This window comes from Pantoea eucrina (genome assembly GCF_002095385.1).
In the GTDB taxonomy this organism is placed as follows: Bacteria; Pseudomonadota; Gammaproteobacteria; order Enterobacterales; family Enterobacteriaceae; genus Pantoea; species Pantoea eucrina.
The window spans coordinates 38,443-58,545 of sequence record NZ_MIPP01000014.1; the positions used below are offsets into that span (position 1 = coordinate 38,443).

Annotated in this window: 33 protein-coding genes and 1 pseudogene; all 34 read left to right on the top strand. The window is 54.0% G+C overall.

Annotation, left to right across the window (positions count from 1 at the left end; all coding sequences use genetic code 11):
- The first annotated feature begins 9 nt into the window (after nt 1-9).
- The 34 genes and pseudogenes from HA43_RS08355 to HA43_RS08505 all read left to right on the top strand — a co-directional run bounded on the left by HA43_RS08355 (nt 10) and on the right by HA43_RS08505 (nt 20,102).
- Nucleotides 10-837: a ParB/RepB/Spo0J family partition protein gene (locus tag HA43_RS08355; protein ID WP_094111408.1), complete on the top strand. Its 828-nt coding sequence runs from the start codon at nt 10-12 to the stop codon at nt 835-837.
- Nucleotides 834-1,748 carry a replication protein gene (locus tag HA43_RS08360; RefSeq protein ID WP_094111409.1) on the top strand — a complete coding sequence of 305 codons (915 nt, stop codon included), beginning with the start codon at nt 834-836 and terminating at the stop codon, nt 1,746-1,748. Before HA43_RS08355 ends, HA43_RS08360 begins: the two co-directional genes overlap by 4 nt.
- Nucleotides 1,745-2,449, top strand: a complete 705-nt coding sequence (locus tag HA43_RS08365) for a replication protein P (RefSeq protein WP_094111410.1) — start codon at nt 1,745-1,747, stop codon at nt 2,447-2,449. Before HA43_RS08360 ends, HA43_RS08365 begins: the two co-directional genes overlap by 4 nt.
- Complete coding sequence (locus HA43_RS08370) at nt 2,442-2,693, top strand: hypothetical protein (RefSeq protein WP_094111411.1); 252 nt, start codon at nt 2,442-2,444, stop codon at nt 2,691-2,693. The genes HA43_RS08365 and HA43_RS08370 overlap by 8 nt, the downstream gene beginning before the upstream one ends.
- Nucleotides 2,690-2,815 (top strand): hypothetical protein, encoded by a 126-nt coding sequence (locus HA43_RS19315; protein ID WP_280173563.1) that lies wholly within the window; start codon nt 2,690-2,692, stop codon nt 2,813-2,815. The genes HA43_RS08370 and HA43_RS19315 overlap by 4 nt, the downstream gene beginning before the upstream one ends.
- Nucleotides 2,812-3,033 carry a hypothetical protein gene (locus HA43_RS08375; protein WP_094111412.1) on the top strand — a complete coding sequence of 74 codons (222 nt, stop codon included), beginning with the start codon at nt 2,812-2,814 and terminating at the stop codon, nt 3,031-3,033. The genes HA43_RS19315 and HA43_RS08375 overlap by 4 nt, the downstream gene beginning before the upstream one ends.
- A complete protein-coding gene (locus HA43_RS08380; RefSeq protein ID WP_128083797.1) occupies nt 2,966-3,223 on the top strand; it encodes a hypothetical protein in 258 nt (85 codons plus the stop codon). Before HA43_RS08375 ends, HA43_RS08380 begins: the two co-directional genes overlap by 68 nt.
- 160 nt (nt 3,224-3,383) lie before the next feature.
- Entirely contained in the window at nt 3,384-3,545 is a 162-nt protein-coding gene (locus tag HA43_RS18870; RefSeq protein WP_158086441.1) for a hypothetical protein, read from the top strand.
- 3 nt (nt 3,546-3,548) lie between these two features.
- On the top strand, nt 3,549-3,746 hold the full coding sequence (locus HA43_RS08385; protein WP_094111414.1) for a hypothetical protein: 198 nt from the start codon (nt 3,549-3,551) through the stop codon (nt 3,744-3,746).
- 2 nt (nt 3,747-3,748) lie between these two features.
- Nucleotides 3,749-4,198: a recombination protein NinB gene (locus tag HA43_RS08390; RefSeq protein ID WP_094111415.1), complete on the top strand. Its 450-nt coding sequence runs from the start codon at nt 3,749-3,751 to the stop codon at nt 4,196-4,198.
- A 348-nt stretch (nt 4,199-4,546) separates the two neighbouring features.
- Entirely contained in the window at nt 4,547-4,666 is a 120-nt protein-coding gene (locus HA43_RS19475) for a protein NinF (RefSeq protein WP_158086442.1), read from the top strand.
- Nucleotides 4,659-4,964 (top strand): hypothetical protein, encoded by a 306-nt coding sequence (locus tag HA43_RS08405; RefSeq protein ID WP_094111418.1) that lies wholly within the window; start codon nt 4,659-4,661, stop codon nt 4,962-4,964. Before HA43_RS19475 ends, HA43_RS08405 begins: the two co-directional genes overlap by 8 nt.
- On the top strand, nt 4,957-5,541 hold the full coding sequence (locus HA43_RS08410) for a recombination protein NinG (protein WP_094111419.1): 585 nt from the start codon (nt 4,957-4,959) through the stop codon (nt 5,539-5,541). The genes HA43_RS08405 and HA43_RS08410 overlap by 8 nt, the downstream gene beginning before the upstream one ends.
- A complete protein-coding gene (locus HA43_RS08415) occupies nt 5,538-5,957 on the top strand; it encodes an HNH endonuclease (protein ID WP_094111420.1) in 420 nt (139 codons plus the stop codon). Before HA43_RS08410 ends, HA43_RS08415 begins: the two co-directional genes overlap by 4 nt.
- A complete protein-coding gene (locus HA43_RS18685; RefSeq protein ID WP_128083798.1) occupies nt 5,954-6,079 on the top strand; it encodes a YlcG family protein in 126 nt (41 codons plus the stop codon). The genes HA43_RS08415 and HA43_RS18685 overlap by 4 nt, the downstream gene beginning before the upstream one ends.
- Nucleotides 6,069-6,692 (top strand): hypothetical protein, encoded by a 624-nt coding sequence (locus tag HA43_RS08420; RefSeq protein ID WP_094111421.1) that lies wholly within the window; start codon nt 6,069-6,071, stop codon nt 6,690-6,692. The genes HA43_RS18685 and HA43_RS08420 overlap by 11 nt, the downstream gene beginning before the upstream one ends.
- Before the next feature lie 449 nt (nt 6,693-7,141).
- Nucleotides 7,142-7,456: a phage holin family protein gene (locus tag HA43_RS08425; protein WP_094111422.1), complete on the top strand. Its 315-nt coding sequence runs from the start codon at nt 7,142-7,144 to the stop codon at nt 7,454-7,456.
- Nucleotides 7,453-8,085, top strand: a complete 633-nt coding sequence (locus HA43_RS08430; protein ID WP_094111423.1) for a glycoside hydrolase family 19 protein — start codon at nt 7,453-7,455, stop codon at nt 8,083-8,085. The genes HA43_RS08425 and HA43_RS08430 overlap by 4 nt, the downstream gene beginning before the upstream one ends.
- Nucleotides 8,073-8,489 (top strand): DUF2570 domain-containing protein, encoded by a 417-nt coding sequence (locus tag HA43_RS08435; protein ID WP_094111424.1) that lies wholly within the window; start codon nt 8,073-8,075, stop codon nt 8,487-8,489. Before HA43_RS08430 ends, HA43_RS08435 begins: the two co-directional genes overlap by 13 nt.
- Complete coding sequence (gene lysC / locus HA43_RS19440) at nt 8,401-8,631, top strand: Rz1-like lysis system protein LysC (protein ID WP_425298524.1); 231 nt, start codon at nt 8,401-8,403, stop codon at nt 8,629-8,631. Before HA43_RS08435 ends, lysC begins: the two co-directional genes overlap by 89 nt.
- Nucleotides 8,632-8,793: 162 nt before the next feature.
- Nucleotides 8,794-9,312, top strand: a complete 519-nt coding sequence (locus tag HA43_RS08440) for a Rha family transcriptional regulator (protein WP_094111425.1) — start codon at nt 8,794-8,796, stop codon at nt 9,310-9,312.
- A gap of 68 nt (nt 9,313-9,380) precedes the next feature.
- The gene (locus HA43_RS08445; RefSeq protein WP_094111426.1) at nt 9,381-9,647 is read left to right on the top strand and encodes a hypothetical protein; all 267 of its coding nucleotides are present in this window, start codon (nt 9,381-9,383) and stop codon (nt 9,645-9,647) included.
- Between the two features lie 50 nt (nt 9,648-9,697).
- On the top strand, nt 9,698-9,940 hold the full coding sequence (locus HA43_RS08450) for a DUF2560 family protein (protein WP_244555220.1): 243 nt from the start codon (nt 9,698-9,700) through the stop codon (nt 9,938-9,940).
- A 12-nt stretch (nt 9,941-9,952) separates the two neighbouring features.
- A complete protein-coding gene (locus HA43_RS08455) occupies nt 9,953-10,450 on the top strand; it encodes a terminase small subunit (protein ID WP_094111428.1) in 498 nt (165 codons plus the stop codon).
- Nucleotides 10,419-11,867, top strand: coding sequence for a phage terminase large subunit family protein (locus tag HA43_RS08460; RefSeq protein ID WP_094111429.1), 1,449 nt, complete (start codon nt 10,419-10,421; stop codon nt 11,865-11,867). The genes HA43_RS08455 and HA43_RS08460 overlap by 32 nt, the downstream gene beginning before the upstream one ends.
- A complete protein-coding gene (locus tag HA43_RS08465; protein ID WP_094111430.1) occupies nt 11,867-13,954 on the top strand; it encodes a portal protein in 2,088 nt (695 codons plus the stop codon). The genes HA43_RS08460 and HA43_RS08465 overlap by 1 nt, the downstream gene beginning before the upstream one ends.
- A gap of 14 nt (nt 13,955-13,968) precedes the next feature.
- The gene (locus tag HA43_RS08470) at nt 13,969-14,880 is read left to right on the top strand and encodes a scaffolding protein (RefSeq protein WP_094111431.1); all 912 of its coding nucleotides are present in this window, start codon (nt 13,969-13,971) and stop codon (nt 14,878-14,880) included.
- Nucleotides 14,880-16,183, top strand: a pseudogene (locus HA43_RS08475) (P22 phage major capsid protein family protein). Before HA43_RS08470 ends, HA43_RS08475 begins: the two are co-directional and overlap by 1 nt.
- A gap of 41 nt (nt 16,184-16,224) precedes the next feature.
- On the top strand, nt 16,225-16,467 hold the full coding sequence (locus HA43_RS08480; protein ID WP_128083799.1) for a hypothetical protein: 243 nt from the start codon (nt 16,225-16,227) through the stop codon (nt 16,465-16,467).
- A complete protein-coding gene (locus HA43_RS08485; protein WP_094111434.1) occupies nt 16,445-16,948 on the top strand; it encodes a packaged DNA stabilization gp4 family protein in 504 nt (167 codons plus the stop codon). The genes HA43_RS08480 and HA43_RS08485 overlap by 23 nt, the downstream gene beginning before the upstream one ends.
- Nucleotides 16,908-18,329 (top strand): packaged DNA stabilization protein, encoded by a 1,422-nt coding sequence (locus tag HA43_RS08490; protein ID WP_094111435.1) that lies wholly within the window; start codon nt 16,908-16,910, stop codon nt 18,327-18,329. Before HA43_RS08485 ends, HA43_RS08490 begins: the two co-directional genes overlap by 41 nt.
- Entirely contained in the window at nt 18,329-18,958 is a 630-nt protein-coding gene (locus HA43_RS08495; protein ID WP_094111436.1) for a phage tail protein, read from the top strand. The genes HA43_RS08490 and HA43_RS08495 overlap by 1 nt, the downstream gene beginning before the upstream one ends.
- On the top strand, nt 18,958-19,413 hold the full coding sequence (locus tag HA43_RS08500) for a DUF2824 family protein (protein WP_094111437.1): 456 nt from the start codon (nt 18,958-18,960) through the stop codon (nt 19,411-19,413). Before HA43_RS08495 ends, HA43_RS08500 begins: the two co-directional genes overlap by 1 nt.
- A gap of 2 nt (nt 19,414-19,415) precedes the next feature.
- Nucleotides 19,416-20,102 carry a DNA transfer protein gene (locus HA43_RS08505; RefSeq protein ID WP_094111438.1) on the top strand — a complete coding sequence of 229 codons (687 nt, stop codon included), beginning with the start codon at nt 19,416-19,418 and terminating at the stop codon, nt 20,100-20,102.
- The last annotated feature ends 1 nt before the right edge of the window (nt 20,103 follow it).

Below are 20,103 nucleotides of genomic sequence, written 5' to 3' on the forward strand. Positions count from 1 at the left end.
GGAGTAATTATGAGTAGTTTATCACTGTATTACAAGGGCAAAGAGAAGAACGGCACGGATACCACGGTGCGCAAAACGTTCTTGGTTCCGCTGTCAGAGCTGTATGTCGAGCCGGGCTATAACGTTCGTGATATCGATCAGCAGCACGTCGAGGAGTTTCGCGACGCATTCATTGCCGGCGAGTTTGTGCCGCCGCTGGCGGTGCAGGTGACAGGCGATCGGGTCAAAATCATCGATGGTCATCACCGCTATCACGGCGCCCTGATGGCTACCGAAGCCGGTCACGAAATTGCCCGCCTTGAATGCAAAGACTTTACCGGTACCGAGGCCGATCGCATCGCATTCATGGTTACCAGCAGCCAGGGTAAACCGCTCACTGCGCTTGAACGCGCAGCAGCCTATCAGCGCCTGTCTAATCAGGGATGGTCAGTAAGCGAAATTGCCAGCAAGGTTAAGCGCTCAGTCGCGGATGTTGATCACCACCTTCAGCTGCTGACGTGTGGCGATGAGCTAATAGCAATGGTCAAAACCGGCGAGGTAGCAGCAACGACCGCTGTCGCTTTGGCGCGCGAGCATGGTGCCAACGCTGGCGCTATTGCAACTGAGCAGATGGGTAAGGCTAAGGCCGCTGGTAAGAAAAGGCTTTCGCGCAGTGCAGCAATCCCGCTTTTCAGTGCTGCAAAAGCCCGTCGCCTGGCTGAGCTGCTGATAGGTGCAGAGATGTCCGGAGAAGCCGGTAATGAACACCTGGTGCTGGCTGAAGGAACCGCAGAGGAGGTAGGGCAGATCATTGCTGACTACCGCGCCGGCGCGCCCGGCAGGTGGGAAGAGTCATGAATCTCGCCTATGAAAACGTAACACCAATCAGGCCCGGACTACGGGCCGTGGAGCAGCGCGTGGCAGAGCTTGAAGACGGCTATGCCAAACTGTCCAACATGCTTCTTGAAGAGTATGCCGGTGCTGACCTGACAAAGCGTCAGTTTAAAGTCCTGCTGGCAATCCTGAGAAAGACCTACGGATGGAATAAAGCGATGGACCGGATCAGCGATTCTCAGATTGCAGAGATAGCGAAATTGCCGGTCAAGCGCTGTAACGAGGCGAAGCTGGAACTCGTCAGGATGGGGCTCATAAGGCAGCAGGGCGGCATGTTTGGCCCTAACAAAAATGTCTCAGAATGGTGTATCCCTCAAAATGAGGGTAAATCCCCTAAAACGAGGGATAAACAATCCCTCAATTTGAGGGAGCAGAATCCCTCAAAACAGGGGGACACAAAAGACACTATTACAAAAGACAATAAAGACAGTAATTTTTCGTCAGAGAATTCTGTCGAATCCCCTGACTCACCTCCGGCAAATCTTCCTGCTCTTCGTCCTGAAGCAGCAGTCCAGACACCGAAGGGTGACAAGTGGGGAACCGAAGACGACCTGAAGGCGGCGGAGTGGATTTTCAAACGGGTGCAGATTGTCTCACCAAATGCCCGGAAGCCTAACTGGCCTGCCTGGTCAAACGACATCAGGCTGCTGCGCACGGCCCTGCAGGTTACGCATCACGAAATTTGCGAGGTATTCCTCTGGGCCAGCCGCGATCACTTCTGGCAGTCGAACGTGCTCAGTCCCGCGAAACTGCGCGAGAAGTGGGACACACTGAAAATTCAGATGAACCAGCCAGACCGTAACCGGGCGGCGCCAGCGGATCAGCAGCCTGCTGCCCACTGGAACAGCCAGGAAGCATGGGAGAACTTCATATGAGACATCTCGTAGCGGCAGTAAATAATCGCGACAGCAGCGCGCTGGCCCGTATGGCCGGTGATGCACCGCAGCCGGCGGATCGTCGCCTGCATCAGGAAGTTGAAAAGCTGATGAATGAGTTTTTCGACGGACTGAAACAGGTGTTTCCCGCCTCAGTCAGCACCGCCTGGCGGACTCAGGCAGACGAAGCCGCCGCCAAACGACAGTGGATAGCTGCTTTTGCGGAGAACGGCGTGACCAGCAAACAGCAGCTTTCAGCAGGCATGCGCCAGGCGCGCGCCAGCGGATCACCGTTCCTGCCGTCTCCGGGTCAGTTTATCGAGTGGTGCAAGCAGGGTGAGCATCGTGCCGCCGGACTACCGGACAACGAAGAACTGCACGACATGTTTCGCCTGTACTGCAGGGATCGTGGCATGTACGACAGCAGCGAGGATTTCCCCTGGCAAAGCCCGGCGTGCTTCCACATGGTGACCGCGGTCTATAACCAGATGCGCTCGTTCAACCTGACGGACTCTGAGTGCCGCAAACGCCTGAGCGATGAGCTGCGCAAGATGTCGCGCCGGATTGAGTCTGGTGAAGAAATTCCTCCTCCGCGCAAGCAGATACCGCATCTTCACATCCCGACCAGCAGCGCAAAAGCGCTGGAGCATCTGGCCGACATTCGTCGTCGTTTTTCTCTGAAAGGTGGTCATCATGACTGAACTGAGCAACGTAATCAGCATGGCGCCGTACACGACCCGCGCCAGAGACATCGAATCGGCTAAGGAGTACCGCGACTGGCTGATTACGACGGTCGCCTCCATAACCACTGCAGACAGCAAATCGGACGATCTGAAGGTGGAAGCCTGCAACGGCATTCACGAGCTGTTTGAAGCATTCATTGACTCAGCGCTCAGCCCTGATAACTACACCAGAGAGCTTCAGTACAAGGATGCTGCGCCATGACACAGGTAATTCACGGTCTGACCCGCGAGCAGTTAATGAAGCTCGTATTCGGTAAAACCAAACCGTCACAGTGGGATTCTCGTTCCGACAAAGGCGGCAAGAAAAATGGAGCTACCCAATGAACAAGCTAACCGCTGAAATTGTACGCATGGATATTGGTCATCTACGTGAGCATCAGGCTAACCCGCACGTAGGCCTGAGCCTGAGGGAAGAGAAGTACCTGCAAGCCCTTGAGATTGCGCTGCCAGTGCTGGAGCAGCAGGAGAAGGGAGATGATGGCAAAGTTGAAGATTCTGAGCGTGGTGATGATGAAGCGTTTTGGGATGCAGATTATGACTGATAACAATGACTGGATTGAGTGGACTGGTGGAAAGTGTCCAGTAAATAACAGGGATATCGTAGATATTAATCTTAGGGGTTATGGGGAGTTCACTGACAGGGTGTCCGGAGCTTTAATGTGGGAGCATTCCGGCGGATCAGCAGACATCATCGCCTATCGGGTGATTGAGAATGATGGGAGGGAAGGATGATGGGTGACAAAAGAGAAAAACGCCACGCTGAACAAAACCACGACAGGACCTGGCAGGCTTTAGGTAAAACCTTCAGGCGCCAAGGGCAAGCCGAAAAGTTTATTCGTCAGAATGGATATCAGGTTGGCGTGGCAATCCGCGCAATGTGCGGAGGTTGGGTATGACAATACAAACCATCGGCGATGCGCTGGAGAGGAAGAAGTTTGAGGATTGGTTCAATTCCGAGTGGCGAGAAATAGTTGAGATGTATCCTCGCATGGAAAAAATCCGATACAAGAATATTGCAAAGGCTGCCTGGATGGCCCGCAGCAAGCAGGAGTAGCTCATGAACAACGTAATCCCCCTCAGACCAAACCAGCAACTTCATGAAGCACTTGATACGCTAACCAAGCTTCAGTACGCACTGGGAGCCATTCACACCCCTAATTTTGCTGACCAGATTATGAAAAGTCAGGCCCAGCAACTATCCAAAGAACTTCACGACAACCTCTATGACTACGTGGAGACACTTGAAGGGAGGTAGCAGTGGAAACGCAACGTTATCTATTGAGAGACAACAGCATCAGACAGAACTGCATCACCGCCATCCAGCAACTCCCCACCGATAGCAACAAACCAGTCGAAATAGTCATTCAGGAGCGCAAGCGCAGTGCGGATCAGAACCGCCGTATGTGGCCGCTTTTGCATGACCTCTCCCGGCAGGTTGAATGGTACGGGCAGAAGTACAGCCCTGACGACTGGAAAGACCTTATTACTGCACTCGTTGCGAAATCCAAAAACGAACAGCAGCGCACCGCACCCGGTATCGGCGGCGGCGTCGTCATGTTCGGTTCCCGGACAAGCAAAATGCGGGTGAGCGAGATGGTCGAGGTCATCGAGGCGATTTACTGGTTTGGCACAGAGCAGAACGTGAAATTCAGCGACGAAGCCCGGCGTGAAATTGAATGGGCCCAAATGTACGGGAGTCAATCATGAAACATGGCAGACACTTATCTCACTCACAGGAATTCTGTAACCGCATTGCACACCTCCGCAGTCAGGGGCTGGCATGGTCCATTATCAGCGCAAGAACCGGACTATCTACCGGAACGTGCCAAAACCTTGCGAAGAGGGCGCGATGAAAACTACGTGGTTCACTCACCCGGAGCCCATGGACTCCATCACGGCAGACAGCCTGCTATCCCAATATGCCGCCCGGCAGGTTACAGCAAAAAAGACACTGGCATTCGACCCTAAGTTCTGGACGGTATCGGCGCTGCTACCAGAAAGCAGGAATGAGCCCCGGCCCAGCAAACAATTTCAGAACAGAATATGGAGCTGACTATGTGTGAAAACTGCGGCGAACCACTCAAGCCTGACGAGGTTTACTGCTGCGCCAGCTGCCTCGATGAGTTCTTCATAGAGTGCGATCCTAACGGAGCAATGGAGGATAGCGATGGCTGAGTTAAAAGCAGGTGGGCTGGCTATGGTTTTTGGGCTTAAAGAAAACCTGGCCGCTAACGGAAAGTGCGTTCGCTTAATAATGATGGTGAATCCTGGCGAGATATTTAAATCACCACTGTCAAACAGGATGCTAATTCACAGAGAAAGTATCTCATCGTGGATATGCGAAGGCGACATTCAAAAGTCACATCCAAGAGAAATCGGCTGGGCTTGCTTTAATCCAAGTAATCTTATGTCCATTGACGGCGACGACTTCCAGCATGAGGACGAGCGACAGAAGGAGCTGACGAATGGCTAATGGCATCAAGCCAAAGCCGCCGAAGCCTAAGAAGTGCAAGTGTTGCCCCGAGAAGTTTATCCCCCGCAATAGTCTCCAGACAGTCTGCTCCCCTAAATGCGCCATTCAACTCGCAACTCTGCTATCCGAACGCAAGCAAAAGCGCCAGGAGAAAGAGCAGCGTGCAGCATGGAATAAGCGCAAAGCAGATGTTAAGCCGTTAAGCCACTGGATGAACATGACCCAGCGGGCATTTAACGACTACATCAGGGCGAGAGACGGAGATATATGCATCAGCTGCGGCAGCACAACGGCGGTCAGCTACCATGCCGGCCACTACAGGACAACAGCGGCGGCATCACAGTTACGCTTCGACGAGGACAACGTACACAGCCAGTGTTCAGCGTGTAATACCCATCACTCCGGCAACATCGGTCCGTACCGCATCAATCTCATCACCAAAATCGGCCTTCAGCGCGTCAAGGCGCTCGAATCTAACAACCAACCACACCGATACACCAGAGAGGAACTGGAACGCATCAGAGCGCATTACAGGGCTTTGCTGCGGGCATTGGTAAAGCAGAGGGAAGCAGCATGAAGCTAACACCAAAACAACGAAGCATTCTTCGCATGAAATTCGGTGGTCACTGCGCATATTGCGGCTGTGAATTACCCGAGAAAGGGTGGCACGCAGACCACGTAGAAGCAGCGCTCCGCAAGTGGGAATTTGGCCCCCGCCGTCAGGATGGCACACGCAGGACAATAGCCACGGGAGAGCACTGGCGGCCAGAAAATGACGTTATGGAAAATCTCTTTCCGGCATGCGCACCCTGCAATCTATTTAAGGCGACTTTCAGTGTGGGGGTGTTCAGGGAGCAGATTGCCGAGCAGGCAGAGCGAGCCAGGCAGTACAGCGTCAACTTTCGCACTGCTGAAAGATTTGGGCAGGTGAAGATCACCGCGTCCCCGATTGTGTTCTGGTTCGAGAAATACATGCAGGAGCGTGCAGCATGACCCAATACCTCAAAGAAAAATGGCTGCGCCTACGTCTTTACCGCGCCCGCCGTATGTTCGAGATCAACTACCGCATATTGCGTAACACGGCAAAAATAATGGGAGCTAAGCATGCGCATTGAGCGAGACTTTCAGCAAGTTGTTAGGCTGGCAGGCGTTCGCAGTTCTGCAGATATGCGCCGGCTATTTGGGACTGGATGGAAGACTATCAATAAATCACAGCAGGCCTGGATCCGACACCTGCTCACTGTCTGGGGCGATCACCTGGGTGGCGATGATTATGACCGCGGTGAAGTGAACGTTATCGGACGTCTGATGATGCGCTGCGAATGGAGCGAACAAAAGGGTAAGCAGATAGAGAAAATCGTGTCAGAGCTGCACTGTGAAGGCTTGCGCGGTGAGGAGTTATTCCGTAAAGCTCGTGACCTACTGATGCCACAAACTTCAACAGCAAACATCATCGCTCTCGCCAAAGAATCAGATGATGCTGCTTTCGTTGAAACGGTCATGGTTAAAACATTCGGTAAGGACAACCCGATTAAGAACGTAGCCAGATTACGATATTGCAAACGCAAGAGCGTGCAAAATATCGGGGCATCGCTGATTTATTTCACTGGCATCAGCAACAAGGAGGCCCGAAACAGAATGGAATGGGCGCTTGATATCCTCGAAGGAGAAATGTTTTACGCGATAAAACGAGAAATGGAGAAGGAGATTCCTAAAATAGCCGCATAAATAGAATGTATAGCACGAATAGCTAAAGACAAAAGGCATGCTGCCTGGCATATTTGTAATACGCTCGGGAAGTAAAGCGTACTGAGCATTCCATCACTCTGTGATAATTAGAAAGCCCTCCGGACTCACCATCCGCGAGGGCTTTTTGCATTTCTGCACCCAATTAAAAAGCCCAGCCACACAGCTGGGTTTTCTCGTTTTCGCCCCCGCCAGTCAAAGCGACCTCAATTCTATCCGTAGTGGCGGCGGGCGTCTTTTACACGCGAATAGCCGCAATCGCGGCATTCTCATTGTGATCAACTAAAGCTGCGTCGGGCATTTAGCGGCGGGAAGGCTCGGGGAAGTTTCTCAGGTGACAGTGAGAAGTCTAACCGGGTTTGTTCTGTTCACAATGTCATCAATTCCTAAACAGAATAAGCCCCGCTCAGGGGAACAGGATGAAACGACGCATGCCTTACAAATCTGATCCGGGCTTTATAGCCGCGCTGCTGGCACTCGGTATGACTGTGCTGGGTTCAGTAGCGGCTTATGCCTACAAAGTTTTAAGCGGAGAGAGCTTCAGCTGGCGCACCCTGTGCCTGCAGATGATTGTCTCCATCTTTGCCGGATTCCTGATGATGCTGCTGGCCGTCTACTGGCAGTGGCCGCAGGAGGTGACTGGCGCAATCTGCGGAATGGCCGGCTGGTCCGGTTCATCCCTTATCAAAGCACTGGAAAAGCGTTTTCTGCAGAAAGCTGCAGGCGATGCGGGAGCTGCTGAATGATTACTCTCGATCAGTTCCGGCGCGCAACCGGCATCAGCCAGGCTCTGGCCGATATGTGGTTTCCTCACGTCGCAGCAGCGATGCGGGAATTCGGTATCGACACGCCAAAGCGGCAGGCTCACTTTCTGGCGCAGGTGGGACACGAATCTGCCGGCTTTACCAAAACCGAAGAGGGGCTGAATTACAGCGAGAGCGCCCTGAACGCTATGTTCGGTAAGCGCATCACGCCCTCACAGGCCAGAGCCTACGGCAGAAACAACGCTCACCCCGCTGACCAGTGCATGATAGCCAGCATCATCTATGCAAACCGCAACGGAAACGGCAGCATCGAATCCGGTGACGGCTACCGGTACCGCGGGCGAGGGCTGATTCAGATTACCGGGAAGAAAAACTACTCGGCTCTGAATGCTCAGCTGAGCGCTGACCTTATTGCATCGCCGGACCTGTTATCAGGTAGGGCGCTCGCAGCACGGTCAGCGGCAGCCTGGTGGAAGAATCACGGACTGAACGAGCTGGCTGACGCAGGGAATGTCGATCGCATCACGCGGGTTATCAACGGCGGCCTGAACGGCATCGACGATCGCCGCCAGCGTACAGCCCGCGCACTGGAGGTGCTATGCAGAACATGAACGTTATCCGCATCCTGATCCCCGTCATCTTCGTGGTTATCATCATCGGCTTCATTGCAAAGCTCGGATATGACAATCAGATCCTCACGCAGAGGAACGAGCGTCTGCGCCTGCAGAACACTGAACTGATGTCCAAGAACACCGACCTTGCCGGCACCATCAAAACGCTGGCGGCGCACGTTGGTGAGCAAAACGAAATCGTCCGCGCTGAGACAAAGCGCCGGGCAGCCGCAGAGATGAAGCAGCAGGGGCTACAGGATGAGGTTAAGCAGGTATTACGCGACAGCACGTGCAGCGTTGTGCTTGTCCCTGATGATGTCACTGACAAGCTGCGCGACCAGGCAGATACAGTACGAAGCGGTAAAGGAGCCCCGGCTGCCGATACCGGCAAGCCTGCTAAGTGAGTGCCCGATACCGGCTATTCCGAAACCGATGACCTACGGTGACAGCATCCTGCTCAACTTCCGGCTGCTGGATTCGCTTGATGAGTGCAACGGCAAGCTGAGAGCTATCAGCAGAATTGAAGAAATCAGAGCCTCGCAATAGCGGGGCTTTTTTGTACCTGCAGTAAATCACGCGCCATGCCCGGCGCATCAAACCACACAGAGCCTTTCAGGAATCAGCTTCGGAGATAACCGTTATAAGCGGCGGCTTCTCTGTGGGCGGTTATCTGGGCAACGAGGCTTATTCACTAAAAGGTAGAGCGCAATGAGTAATCAGTTGGCAACTATTGACTTCCGGGACATGGTCTCCGTGTCAGGTGATCGCGTCATCACTACATCCCGCAAGGTAGCTGCATACTTCGACAAGCAGCATCATCACATCATCCAGAAGATTGAAAAACTCGACTGCTCAGATGAATTTCTAACCAGCAACTTTTCGCGGGTTACCTATGAGCACAAGGGGAATCAGTATGTTGAGTATGAAATCTCAAAAGACGGCGCTATGTACATCATCATGTCTTTCACCGGCAAGAAGGCTGCCGCCATCAAAGAGGCATTTATCAAAGCCTTTAACTGGATGCGCGAGAAGCTGATGGAGCTGGCTCACTCCTACCAGCGAGAGCATAACGAACTGATGCTAGAGCTGATGAAAGAAAAGGATGTTGCCAGCATGTCTGGACGATTGCTCAACAGATGGGGACGCGTGAAAAGGCCTCAGCTTATGGCAAGAATTGAAAGGCTGGAGCAGCAGGCGCAAATCACCATCCCAGGACTACCAAAGTGACTATCACTTAGCTCATCACTTCCGGTGGGCTGACTAATGGTTAATCGCATATCAACCAAGGAGTTTCCATGTCGCTTAAGCGCAAAGAGCTGCCCCGCTATAAGGGCAAAGAGAATCAGGTGCTGGCCCTGAAGATTAAAGAAGTCCGTCAGGCAGTAGATGGCACCGGTGTGATTGTGCCGGAGGATGAATTCTACCCGGAGTTTGAAGTCTCCAGCGAATACATGAGCCTCAACCAGCCTAAGAAGGGCGGCTACTACGTTGAGTCAATCGACGGCCAGCCTTTCTATCTGGAAGCGAAAGACTTCGACAAGCAGTACTCACTGATGAAGTGATCATTACAGAGCATCTCACGGGGTGCTCGATAATGACAAAGGAGACCACCATGGCAGAAACAGCAAACGCTACTGAGCTTACGGCACAGCAGCAAACCCGACTGACCATTCTCGACATGCTGCAAAACGACACCGCCGCCGCACAGCAGGCAATCAACTTTATCGGTGATGATCAACTGAAGCTGGAACTGTTCAAACGGCAGTACACGCTGGCACAGGCAGAACCCACTGCGGTATCACGCACAACCAAAGCGATTCAGGGTGTAAAAGACGCTCTGCCGCTGTTCCAGTAAGAGAGAAACCTGATGGCTGAACTCAACGAACAACAAGAGCGCTTCTGTCAGGAGTACGTGATTGATCTGAACGCAACACAGGCGGCTATTCGCTCTGGCTACAGCGAGAAATCTGCAAAGTCGATTGGTCACGAAAACCTGACTAAACCCCACTTGCGGGCTCGAATCGCTGAATTGGCGAAGGAGCGGAATGCCGCGGTAGGTCTGAGCGCAGAGTTTGTGATTGAAGGCGTGATTAAGAATATCCGTCGGTGCGAACAGGCGGAGCAGGTTTACGACAGAAAGGGTGAGCCAGTAATGGTTGAAGGCCCGGATGGTGAGCTTGCACCGCTCTACAAATACGACGCCAACGCAGCGCTTAAAGGCTATGAGCTGCTTGGTAAGCATCTGAAGCTGTTCACTGACAAAGTGGAGCACTCCGGCAGCATCGAAACCATGTCAGACGAAGAACTTAACGCAAAACTCGCGAGGCTTGTAAATGGACAATCTGAAGCGCGAGGAGAAGCTTGAGTTAATCCGGCTGCTGGAAGAGAAAGCCCGCCGGTTAGTCGTGAATCGCTACCGCACCTACTTCGACACCCGATACCCATGGCAGCGCAAATTCATCGCACAGACAGCTGACTATCGTCAGTGCGCCCTGATTGCAGCGAACCGCGTTGGCAAGACAGACACCGCAACCTATATCGATGCTATCCACCTTCTCGGTGAATATCCTGAAGGGTGGGAGGGATACCGTTTCGACCATGCGCCGCTGATGTGGTGCCTCGGTTACTCCGGTGAAAAGTGTCGTGACCTGCTGCAAGCTGCAATTATCGGCAAGAAGGTTAACGGTGAGTTTGCCGGCGGCCTGATTCCTCCAGAGCGCATCGTATCGACTGAGCCAATGACCGGCACACCTAACGCTGTCCGCTCTGCCTACATCCGGCACAGCAGCGGCGAGCTGAGCAAAGTGCAGTTCTGGTCATATACGCAGGGCCAACATGCACTGATGGGGGACAGCGTCGACTGGTTCCATATCGATGAAGAGCCGGAAGACCACGAAATCTATCCGCAGGTGCTGACACGTACCGCGACCGGCGACAAAGGCCGCGGTGGTCGTGGCATACTGACATTCACGCCAGAGAACGGGCGCACTGACCTGGTTATCAAGCTCCTTGATGATCCGGCTGAATCACAGTCCTGCATGAACGTGGGCTGGGATGACGCGCCTCACCTCACCGAAGAGACAAAGAAAAGCCTGCTGGAGTCATACCCGCCGCACCAGAGAGAGATGCGAACCAAAGGCATCCCGATGCTGGGACACGGGCGAATATTCGACTTCAGCGAAGACAAGATTACCTGCGAGCCATTCCCGATACCGAAGCATTACATGGTTATCGACGGCATGGACTTCGGCTGGGACCACCCACAGAGCCGCGTACAGCTGGCAATCGACCTTGACAGCGACACCTACTACGTCACCAAAGCGTGGAAAGCCAGCAAGACATCACCTGCTGAGGCATGGGGCGCGACAAAATCATGGGCCAACAAGGTTCCTACCGCATGGCCGCAGGATGGACTTCAGACAGAGAAAGGCAGCGGCCTGCAGCAGAAGTCATATTACTCAGATGCGGGCTTCCTGATGCTGTCTGACTGCGCACAATGGCCTGATGGCTCCCGTTCTGTTGAAGCCGGGCTATTTGAGCTGCACGACCTGATGAGTAGCGGGCGCTTCAAGGTGTTCGCCGGCCTGCGCGACTGGTTTGAGGAATTCAACTTCTACCACCGTGACGATCGCGGCCGCATCGTCAAAACCCGCGATGACCTGTTAGATGCAACCAGATACGCCTACATGATGCGCCGCTTTGCTAAGCGCTTTGGTGATATCGGCACAGTGAAAGAGAAAAAATTACCGGCGCCAATTCGCCCTATTTCCCGGAGTAGATAATGGCCGACAAAGACGAAAAATTGCAGACCATTCTCACGAAGTTTGACCGGGACTGGACAGCAAGCGACGAGGCCAGAACGGAGGCAACTAACGACCTGTTCTTCAGTCGCGTGAGCCAGTGGGATGACTGGTTATCAGATTACACAACGCTGCAGTATCGCGGTCAGTTCGATGTGGTGCGCCCGGTAGTCCGCAAGCTGGTAGCAGAGATGCGCCAGAATCCGATTGATGTGATGTTCAAGCCGAAAGACGGTGCCAGCCCGGATGCGGCAGATATCCTGATGGGTATGTACCGCACTGATATGCGGCACAACACGGCGAAGATTTCCGTCAACGTTGCAGTACGTGAGCAGATTGAAGCAGGCATTGGTGCATGGCGGCTGGTCACCGAGTACGAAGATCAGGACCCGACCAGCAACAACCAGATTATACGGCGCGTACCCATTCACGAAGCATGCTCGCACGTTGTGTGGGACGCCAACTCGAAGCAGATGGATAAGAGCGATGCGAAGCACTGCACGCTCATCAGCGCACTGAGTAAAGACGGCTGGAGCGCCTTTGCTGAAGAGTACGGGCTTGATGAAGATGATATGCCTGATTTCCAGTCGCCATCTTCCAACTGGATTTTCCCCTGGACGACTAGCAACGTTTATTACATCGCTGAGTATTACGAGGTCGAGGAAAAGAAAGAGCTGGTATTCATCTATCAGGACCCGATGACCGGTGAGCCAGTCAGTTACTTCAAGCGTGACATCGCTGATGTAATTGATGAGCTGTCTGACAAAGGCATGGTGAAGATAGGTGAGCGCAAGGTTAAACGCCGCCGGGTATACAAAACGCTGCTGACACAGTCCGCAATCCTGAAAGACCGCGAGCTGATTGCAGGCGAGCATATCCCGGTCGTGCCGGTGTTCGGTGAGTGGTCATTCGCCGGCGACAAAGAAGTTTATGAGGGTGTTGTCAGGCTGACCAAAGACGGCCAGCGCCTGCGCAACATGATTATGAGCTTCAACGCTGACACAGTGGCCCGCACACCGAAGAAGAAGCCATTCTTCAACCCGGAGCAAATCGCTGGCTATGAGTACATGTACAGCGGGAATGATGATTACCCGTACTACCTGCTCAACCGCACTGACGAAAACAGCAATGACCTTCCACCGGCACCCATAGCGTACATGGAAAATCCGGAGGTTCCGCAGGCTAACGCCTACATGCTGGAAGCTGCCACAAATGCTGTGCGCGAAGTGGCAGACACCGGCGTAGATGCGGCAGCTGCAGGCGGGCAGGTAGCGTTCGATACCGTCAATCAGCTGAACATGCGCTCTGACCTTGAAACGTATGTTTTCATGGATAACCTGGCTACCGCGATGCGTCGCGACGGGGAGATTTACTCCTCAATCGTGAACGACATCTACGATGTGCCGCGCACGGTGTCCATGACGCTTGAGGATGGCAGCGAGAAAGAAGTACAGCTGATGGCGCAGGTTATCGATTTCCAGTCCGGTAACTCAGTCACGCTCAATGATGTGCGTGGCCGGTATGAGACCTATACCGACATCGGCCCGTCTTTCCAGTCGATGAAGCAGCAGAACCGCAGCGAGATAGCTGACCTGCTCACGAAAGTGCAGCAGGGCACGCCTGAGTACCAGATGCTGCTCCTGCAGTACTTCACTCTGCTGGATGGCAAGGGTGTTGAGATGATGCGCGAGTATGCGAATCGTCAGCTTGTCACCATGGGGCTGAAGAAGCCGGAGACGCCAGAAGAACAGCAGTGGCTGGCAGAAGCACAACAGGCTCAGCAGGGACAGCAGGACCCGAACGCAATGATTGCACAGGCGCAGGTTATTGCTGCACAGGCCGAAGCAGAGCGTGCACGTAATGAGACTGCACAGACACAGATTAAAGCATTCACCGCTCAGCAGGATGCGCAGGAATCGCAGGCTAACACTGTCTACAAACTGGCTCAGGCCAGAAACATTGACAGCGACGCCGTGATGAAAGCCATCAAATTGCTGAACGAGGTTGCATCACAGCAACAACAAAACTTTCCTTCCGCCAATACCGGCGAGATTCCTCGAACCATGTGAGAGAGCTAAACAGCATGAGCGATACCACCGAAATTCAGAACACTGAAGAGCAACGCCTGCCCGGCGATCACGCAGCGGCATCTGCTGATAGTCAGGTCGAGGGGAATGCCACCCAGACCGATGAGCAGGAAGAAGGCTTCGATATTGTCCTGAAGGACGATGAGCACAAGCCGAAGCAGGACCACGACACCAACGCTAAATTTGCAGCCCGCCGCATTGCGCGTAAGCGTCAGCGCGAACTGGAGCAGCAGGTTGAAGCCGTCAGCCGTGGTGAGCTTCCGGAAAATCTTCGGGTTAATCCTGACCTGCCAAAACAGCCGGACGTGAACGAGTACCTGTCAGACGAGGCGCTGTCCAAGTATGACTACGATACCAGTCGCGCTCTGGCTGCTTTCAACGCTGCTAACACCGACTGGCTTGTGAAAGCACAGGACGCACGCAGCAACGCTGTAGCGGAGCAGGGGCGCAAGACACAGGATTATACCCGCCAGTCGACACAGCATGTCGAGGCAGCACGTCAGCACTATGACGCTGCTGAAAAGCTCGGACTGGCTGACTATGACGAGAAGGAGGAAGCGTTCCGCGCACTGGTTCCCGCCGGTGTGGACGTGGCGCTGATGCAGCTCTTCCCGGAGAAGTCGGCCGCGATGATGTATCACCTGGGTTCAAACCCGGAGAAAGTCCGACAGCTGATGTCGATGAGCGAACAACAGGTGCTGATTGAACTCACGCGCCTCTCAGACCGTTTAACTCTCAAGCCTCGCGGCAAGACCGTGTCAGCAGCCCCACCGGTAGATGAACCGGTTCAGGGCAGCGTCGCTGCAGCCAACATCTCCGCACTGCAGAAGCAGATGGAGAAGGCCGCAGCGAAAGGTGACACGGAAACGTACCGCAAAATTAAAGCACAAATTCAAGGAACTAAATAATGGCACTTTCCGAAGGCAGATGATCACCTATGCGGTGGACGAAGTAATTGAAACCATCCAGAACCTGACGCCGATGGCTGAGCGCGTCAGCAAATACACCCCGCCAGGCGCCGCAATGCAGCGTTCAGGCAACACAGTGTGGATGCCGCTGGAGCAGGAAGCACCTACTCAGCGCGGCTGGGACCTGACCGACAAAGAGACCGATATTCTGGAGCTCTCTGTTAAGGTCAACATGAACGAGCCGGATAACGACTTCTTCGCGCTGCGTGCCGATGATGTTCGTGATGAGCGCTCATACCGCCGCCGCATTGCAGCCTCTGCCAAGAAGCTGGCGAACAACGTGGAAGCGGAGATTGCCCGCCAGGCTGTCGAAATGGGCTCACTGGTTGTAACCAGCACCGGCCCGATCGGCAACGCTAACACCGGCTGGGACTTCATCTCAGAAGCTGAATCGCTGATGTTTGCCCGCGAACTGAACCGCGATGCAGGGCTGTCGTTCTTCTTCAACGCCAACGACTACCGCGGCGCTGGCCGTGACCTGGCTGGCAAAGACTTCTACGGCCGCATTCAGGATGACGCTTACTCAAAAGGCGTGATTCAGAAGCAGGTTGCTGGCTTTGATGACGTCCTGCGCTCACCTAAGCTGCCAACACTGCGGGCCTCTCAGGCTACCGGCGTAACCGTCAGCGGCGCACAGAAGTTCAAGCCGGAAGCATGGCGCATCGACACCGACGGCAACCGCGAGAACGTGGATAACCGTACGGCTACCGTGGCAGTAAGCTCCGGTACCGGCTTCAAGCGTGGCGACAAAATCAGCTTTGCAGGCGTGAAATTCCTGGCGCAGATGGCGAAGAACGTACTGGTTCAGGATGCAACCTTCTCGGTTGTGGCCGTGAACGGTAACAACATCACCATCACACCGAAGCCTGTCGCGCTGGATGACACCACCCTGACCGCAGAGCAGCGTGCTTACGCCAACGTGAACACCTCTCTGGCTGCCGGCGCTGCAATCAACATCCTGAACACTGACGATGCACCAACCAACGTGTTCTGGGCTGACGATTCAATCCGCCTGCTGTCTCAGCCAATCCCGCTGGACCATGACCTGTTCGCCGGCATGAAGTCTCAGAGCTTCAGCGTTCCGGGCACTGGCCTGAACGGTGTCATCGCCTTCCAGGGTGATATCGACATCCTCGGCGGTAAATGCCGTATTGCTCTGTGGTATGCAGCAACCGCTGTGCGCCCGGAAGCTATCGGTGTTGGCCTGGCGAATCAGGATGTGGCTACCGCAATTACCGGCTAACCAGTGATAAGGGGCTTCGGCCCCTTTCTTCGGAGACGATCATGAGCGTAATGCTTTACAAAGAAGGCAAAGGCACGCGGGTGTGGGGCAAGGAATATCAGACCGTCATCGTTCGTGATGATGAGCTGGCAGAGTTCCGCGCCAAAGGCTGGAAAGACCATCCGGACGAAGTCACTTCGAAACCTGCTGAAGACAAGCCGATTAAGCGTACTCGCCGCACTCCTGCGGAAGAAGCCGGAAAGCCTCAGGCAGAGGTAAGCGATGAACCTACAAACGAAGGGTGACATTGTCAGGGCGGCGCTGCGTAAGCTGGGTGTGGCCTCAGATGCCACGCTCACTGATGTTGAGCCGCAGTCGATGCAGGATGCCGTCGAAGATTTAGAGATGATGATGGCGGAGTGGTACCAGGACAGCAAAGGCATCGTCACCGGTTACATCTTCTCTGACTCCGAAACACCACCATCTGACGGCGACGAGCACGGCATGCGCTCCAGTGCTATCAGCGCAGTCATGCACAATCTGGCAATTCGCATAGCGCCGGATTACGCAGTAGAGCCAGCAGCAAAAATCGTTACCACCGCCCGCTATGGCAAAGAGCAGCTTTATAAATTCTCTGCAATGAGCCGAGCTAAGCGTGCTGGCTACCCGTCCCGTATGCCGACCGGCAGCGGCAACCGCGGTGTTACGCTGAATTCTGTCAATTATTACCCCGGAGATAGACCAGATGCCGATTCAGCAGCTTCCACTGATGAAGGGAGTGGGTAAGGATTACCGCAACGCGGATTACGTAGACTTTCTCCCGGTTAACATGCTGGCTACGCCAAAAGAGGTAGTTGGCGCCAATGGCTATCTGCGCTCTTTCCCCGGCGTAGTGAAGCAGAACGATGTGGATGGCGTATCACGTGGCGTGTTCTATAACTCCCGTGAGAGCGCTGTATATCGGGTCTGCGGCAGCAAACTGTATAAGGCCGGAACTTCAGTTGGTACTGTAGGTGGTTCAGGTCGTGTTTCGATGGCCTGCAGCTACAACAGCCAGGCGGTCGGTGCCAACGGTACCATGACGCTGTACCGGTATGACGGTTCGGTAAAGACACTGTCCAACTGGCCTGCGGCGTCAGGTTACACGCAATACGAATTAGGCAATCTCCGGGACTTGTGCCGGAACCGTTCGCGATACGTGTGGAGCAAAGATGGCAGCGATTCCTTCTTCGTGAGTGACCTGGAGGATGAGTCAAAGCCTGATAAGTACAGCGCTGAGTACCGGGCAGAGAGCCAGCCTGACGGGATTATCGGCATTGATAACTGGCGTGACTTCGTTGTGTGCTTTGGTACCACGACGATTGAATACTTTTCCCTGACGGGCGCATCCGGGGGAGTGGGCGCTTCTCTCTATCAGTCACAGCCCTCACTGATGGTGCAAAAGGGCATCGCCGGTACGCGCTGCAAAACAAAATACGCAGACACTCACGCAATTCTTAGCCACCCGGCAACGGGCGCACCATCGGTATACATTATCAACTCCGCCCAGACCCAGCAGATAGCCACGGCATCTGTCGAGAAGATACTGCAGGGCTACACAGCTGAGGAACTGGCGACCGGCATTATGGAAACCACCCGATTTGAAGCGCATGAGCTGCTGATTATCCACCTGCCACGACACGTTCTGGTGTATGACGCATCAGTCACCCAGGCAGGCCCTCAGTGGGCGATCCTCAAAACCGGATTTGAAAGCGCAGCATACCGCGCCATTGATTTCGTATATGAGGGCAATGCGATCAGTTGTGGTGATAAGACAGAGGCGCTGACCGGAACGCTCAGCAAGGAAGTTTCCAGCCAGTACGGAGAGCAACAGGAGCACCTCCTGTTTACGCCACTGTTCCGCGCTGATAACGCACGGGCGTTTGATTTCGAGATGGAATCAGGAACCGGTGTTTCTCAGTTGGCTGAAAAAATGTTCATTTCGGCCACTGCTGACGGTATCAATTACGGGCGTGAACAGTTGATAACGTGGAATGCTCCGTTCCGTTACGACCAGCGGGCTCTGTGGCGCAGGCTTGGACGCATCCGTAAGAATATCGGGTTCAAAGTCAGGATTATCACCTCTTCACCAGTAACGCTGAGTGGTTGTCAGCTAAGGCTTGAGTAATGGCAGATGAACCGCAAAAAGTGATAGTCCAGGCGAGCCGTATTGATGACTCGATGCTGCCGCCAATATTTTCGCTTGCCTACCGGCTTTATGTCATTCAACAAAGTGGCGACCTGAAGAATGTCGCTGACGCTTCAAATAACGCGAGTGATCTTGCTTACCAGGCGGCAGTTAAGAACCAGGAGCAGGATGTGATACTTGCAGATCATGCTGTGAGGATTACCTTTGCCAAGTCACAGCTTGAAAACCATGAAGGTCGCATTACCAATGCTGAAAGCGCCATTGTTTCGCTGGGCAGCAGAGTAAGCACTGCTGAAAGCGATATTGACTTCATTCAAAGTGACTACGTATCGAAATCAGAAGCGGCTGCTCAGGCCCTCAGTGGCCCATTAAGCGTATCAGGTTCGTACTCTGTGAATGGCACGCAGGTTGTTGGCTCCAGGGTAGTTGGGTTCACTGCCGCTACCGGCTCTTCTTATAAGGGTTCCTTCAACTCTGACGTATCTTTGCCAGTGTCTGCCACCTATCAGCAGAGTGAACTTCAGCGCATATCCTCTAACCTTACCGCCGCATTGCGCAGGATGAAAGCATATGAAGATGCATTGCGGCTTCATGGGCTGATTGACTAATGATTACATTCAATCCAACCAGAAATATCGATCTGATAGAGCGCGTAGGTAATCACCCTGACATCATCGCCGGCAGTAATAATGGCGACGGTTATGAATATCGCCCGGAGTGCAGATATTTTGAGGTGAATGCGCACGGCGTCTTCGGTGGCATCGTGTATTACCACGAAATTCAGCCCATGAGCTTTGACTGTCACGCTATGTATCTGCCGGAAGCCCGCGGCTTCAGTTTTGATATTGGCATGGCTTTCTGGCGCTACATCCTCGGATCTACAGATGTTCAGTGCGTAACGTCATTCGCTGCCCGCAAATTCAGGCATGGGCAGATGTACTGTGCGGCTATTGGCCTGCAACGCGTAGGCACCATCCGGAAATACTTTAAAGGCACCGATGACGTGACGTTTTACAGCGCCACGCGTGACGACCTTATCACCTTCCTAAATTCCAGGAGTTAACCATGCATTATGCAATGAAGCTGGGCAGACAGCTGCGCGGCGAGGAACCAATGTGTCCTGAAAAGGGCGGGAAAGGCGGCGGTGGTAGTGACGCGCAGGCTAAAGCACTGAATAAGTCAACTGACCTGCAGCGCCAGCAGTGGCAGACGGTTATGAATAACCTGGCACCATTCACGCCACTCGCTCAACAATACGTTTCGCAGCTGCAAAACCTTTCCACACTCGGCGGGCAGAACAGTGCTCTCAACAGCTACTACGGTTCTGAACAGTACAAACAGCTGGCAAATCAGGCCCGGTATCAGTCACTAGCCGGCGCAGAGGCAACCGGTGGGCTCGGTTCAACGGCAACAGGCAATCAGCTCGCGGCCATAGCGCCAACCCTCGGACAGAACTGGCTAAGCGGCCAGATGCAGAACGCGCAGAATCTCGCAAACATTGGCCTTGGCGCGCTGCAGGGTCAGGCTAATGCCGGGCAGACCTATGCAAACAACTCAGGGTCACTGATGCAGCAACAGGCCGCACTTGCTGCCGCTAATGCTAATCGACCATCAGGCTTCCAGAGTGCGCTGGGAGGCGCAGCATCAGGTGCAGCCGCAGGCGCAGGATTGGGAAGCATCGTTCCCGGGGTTGGCACTGGCATTGGCGCTGCAATTGGCGGCGGCCTCGGCCTGCTTGGATCGCTTTTCTAAG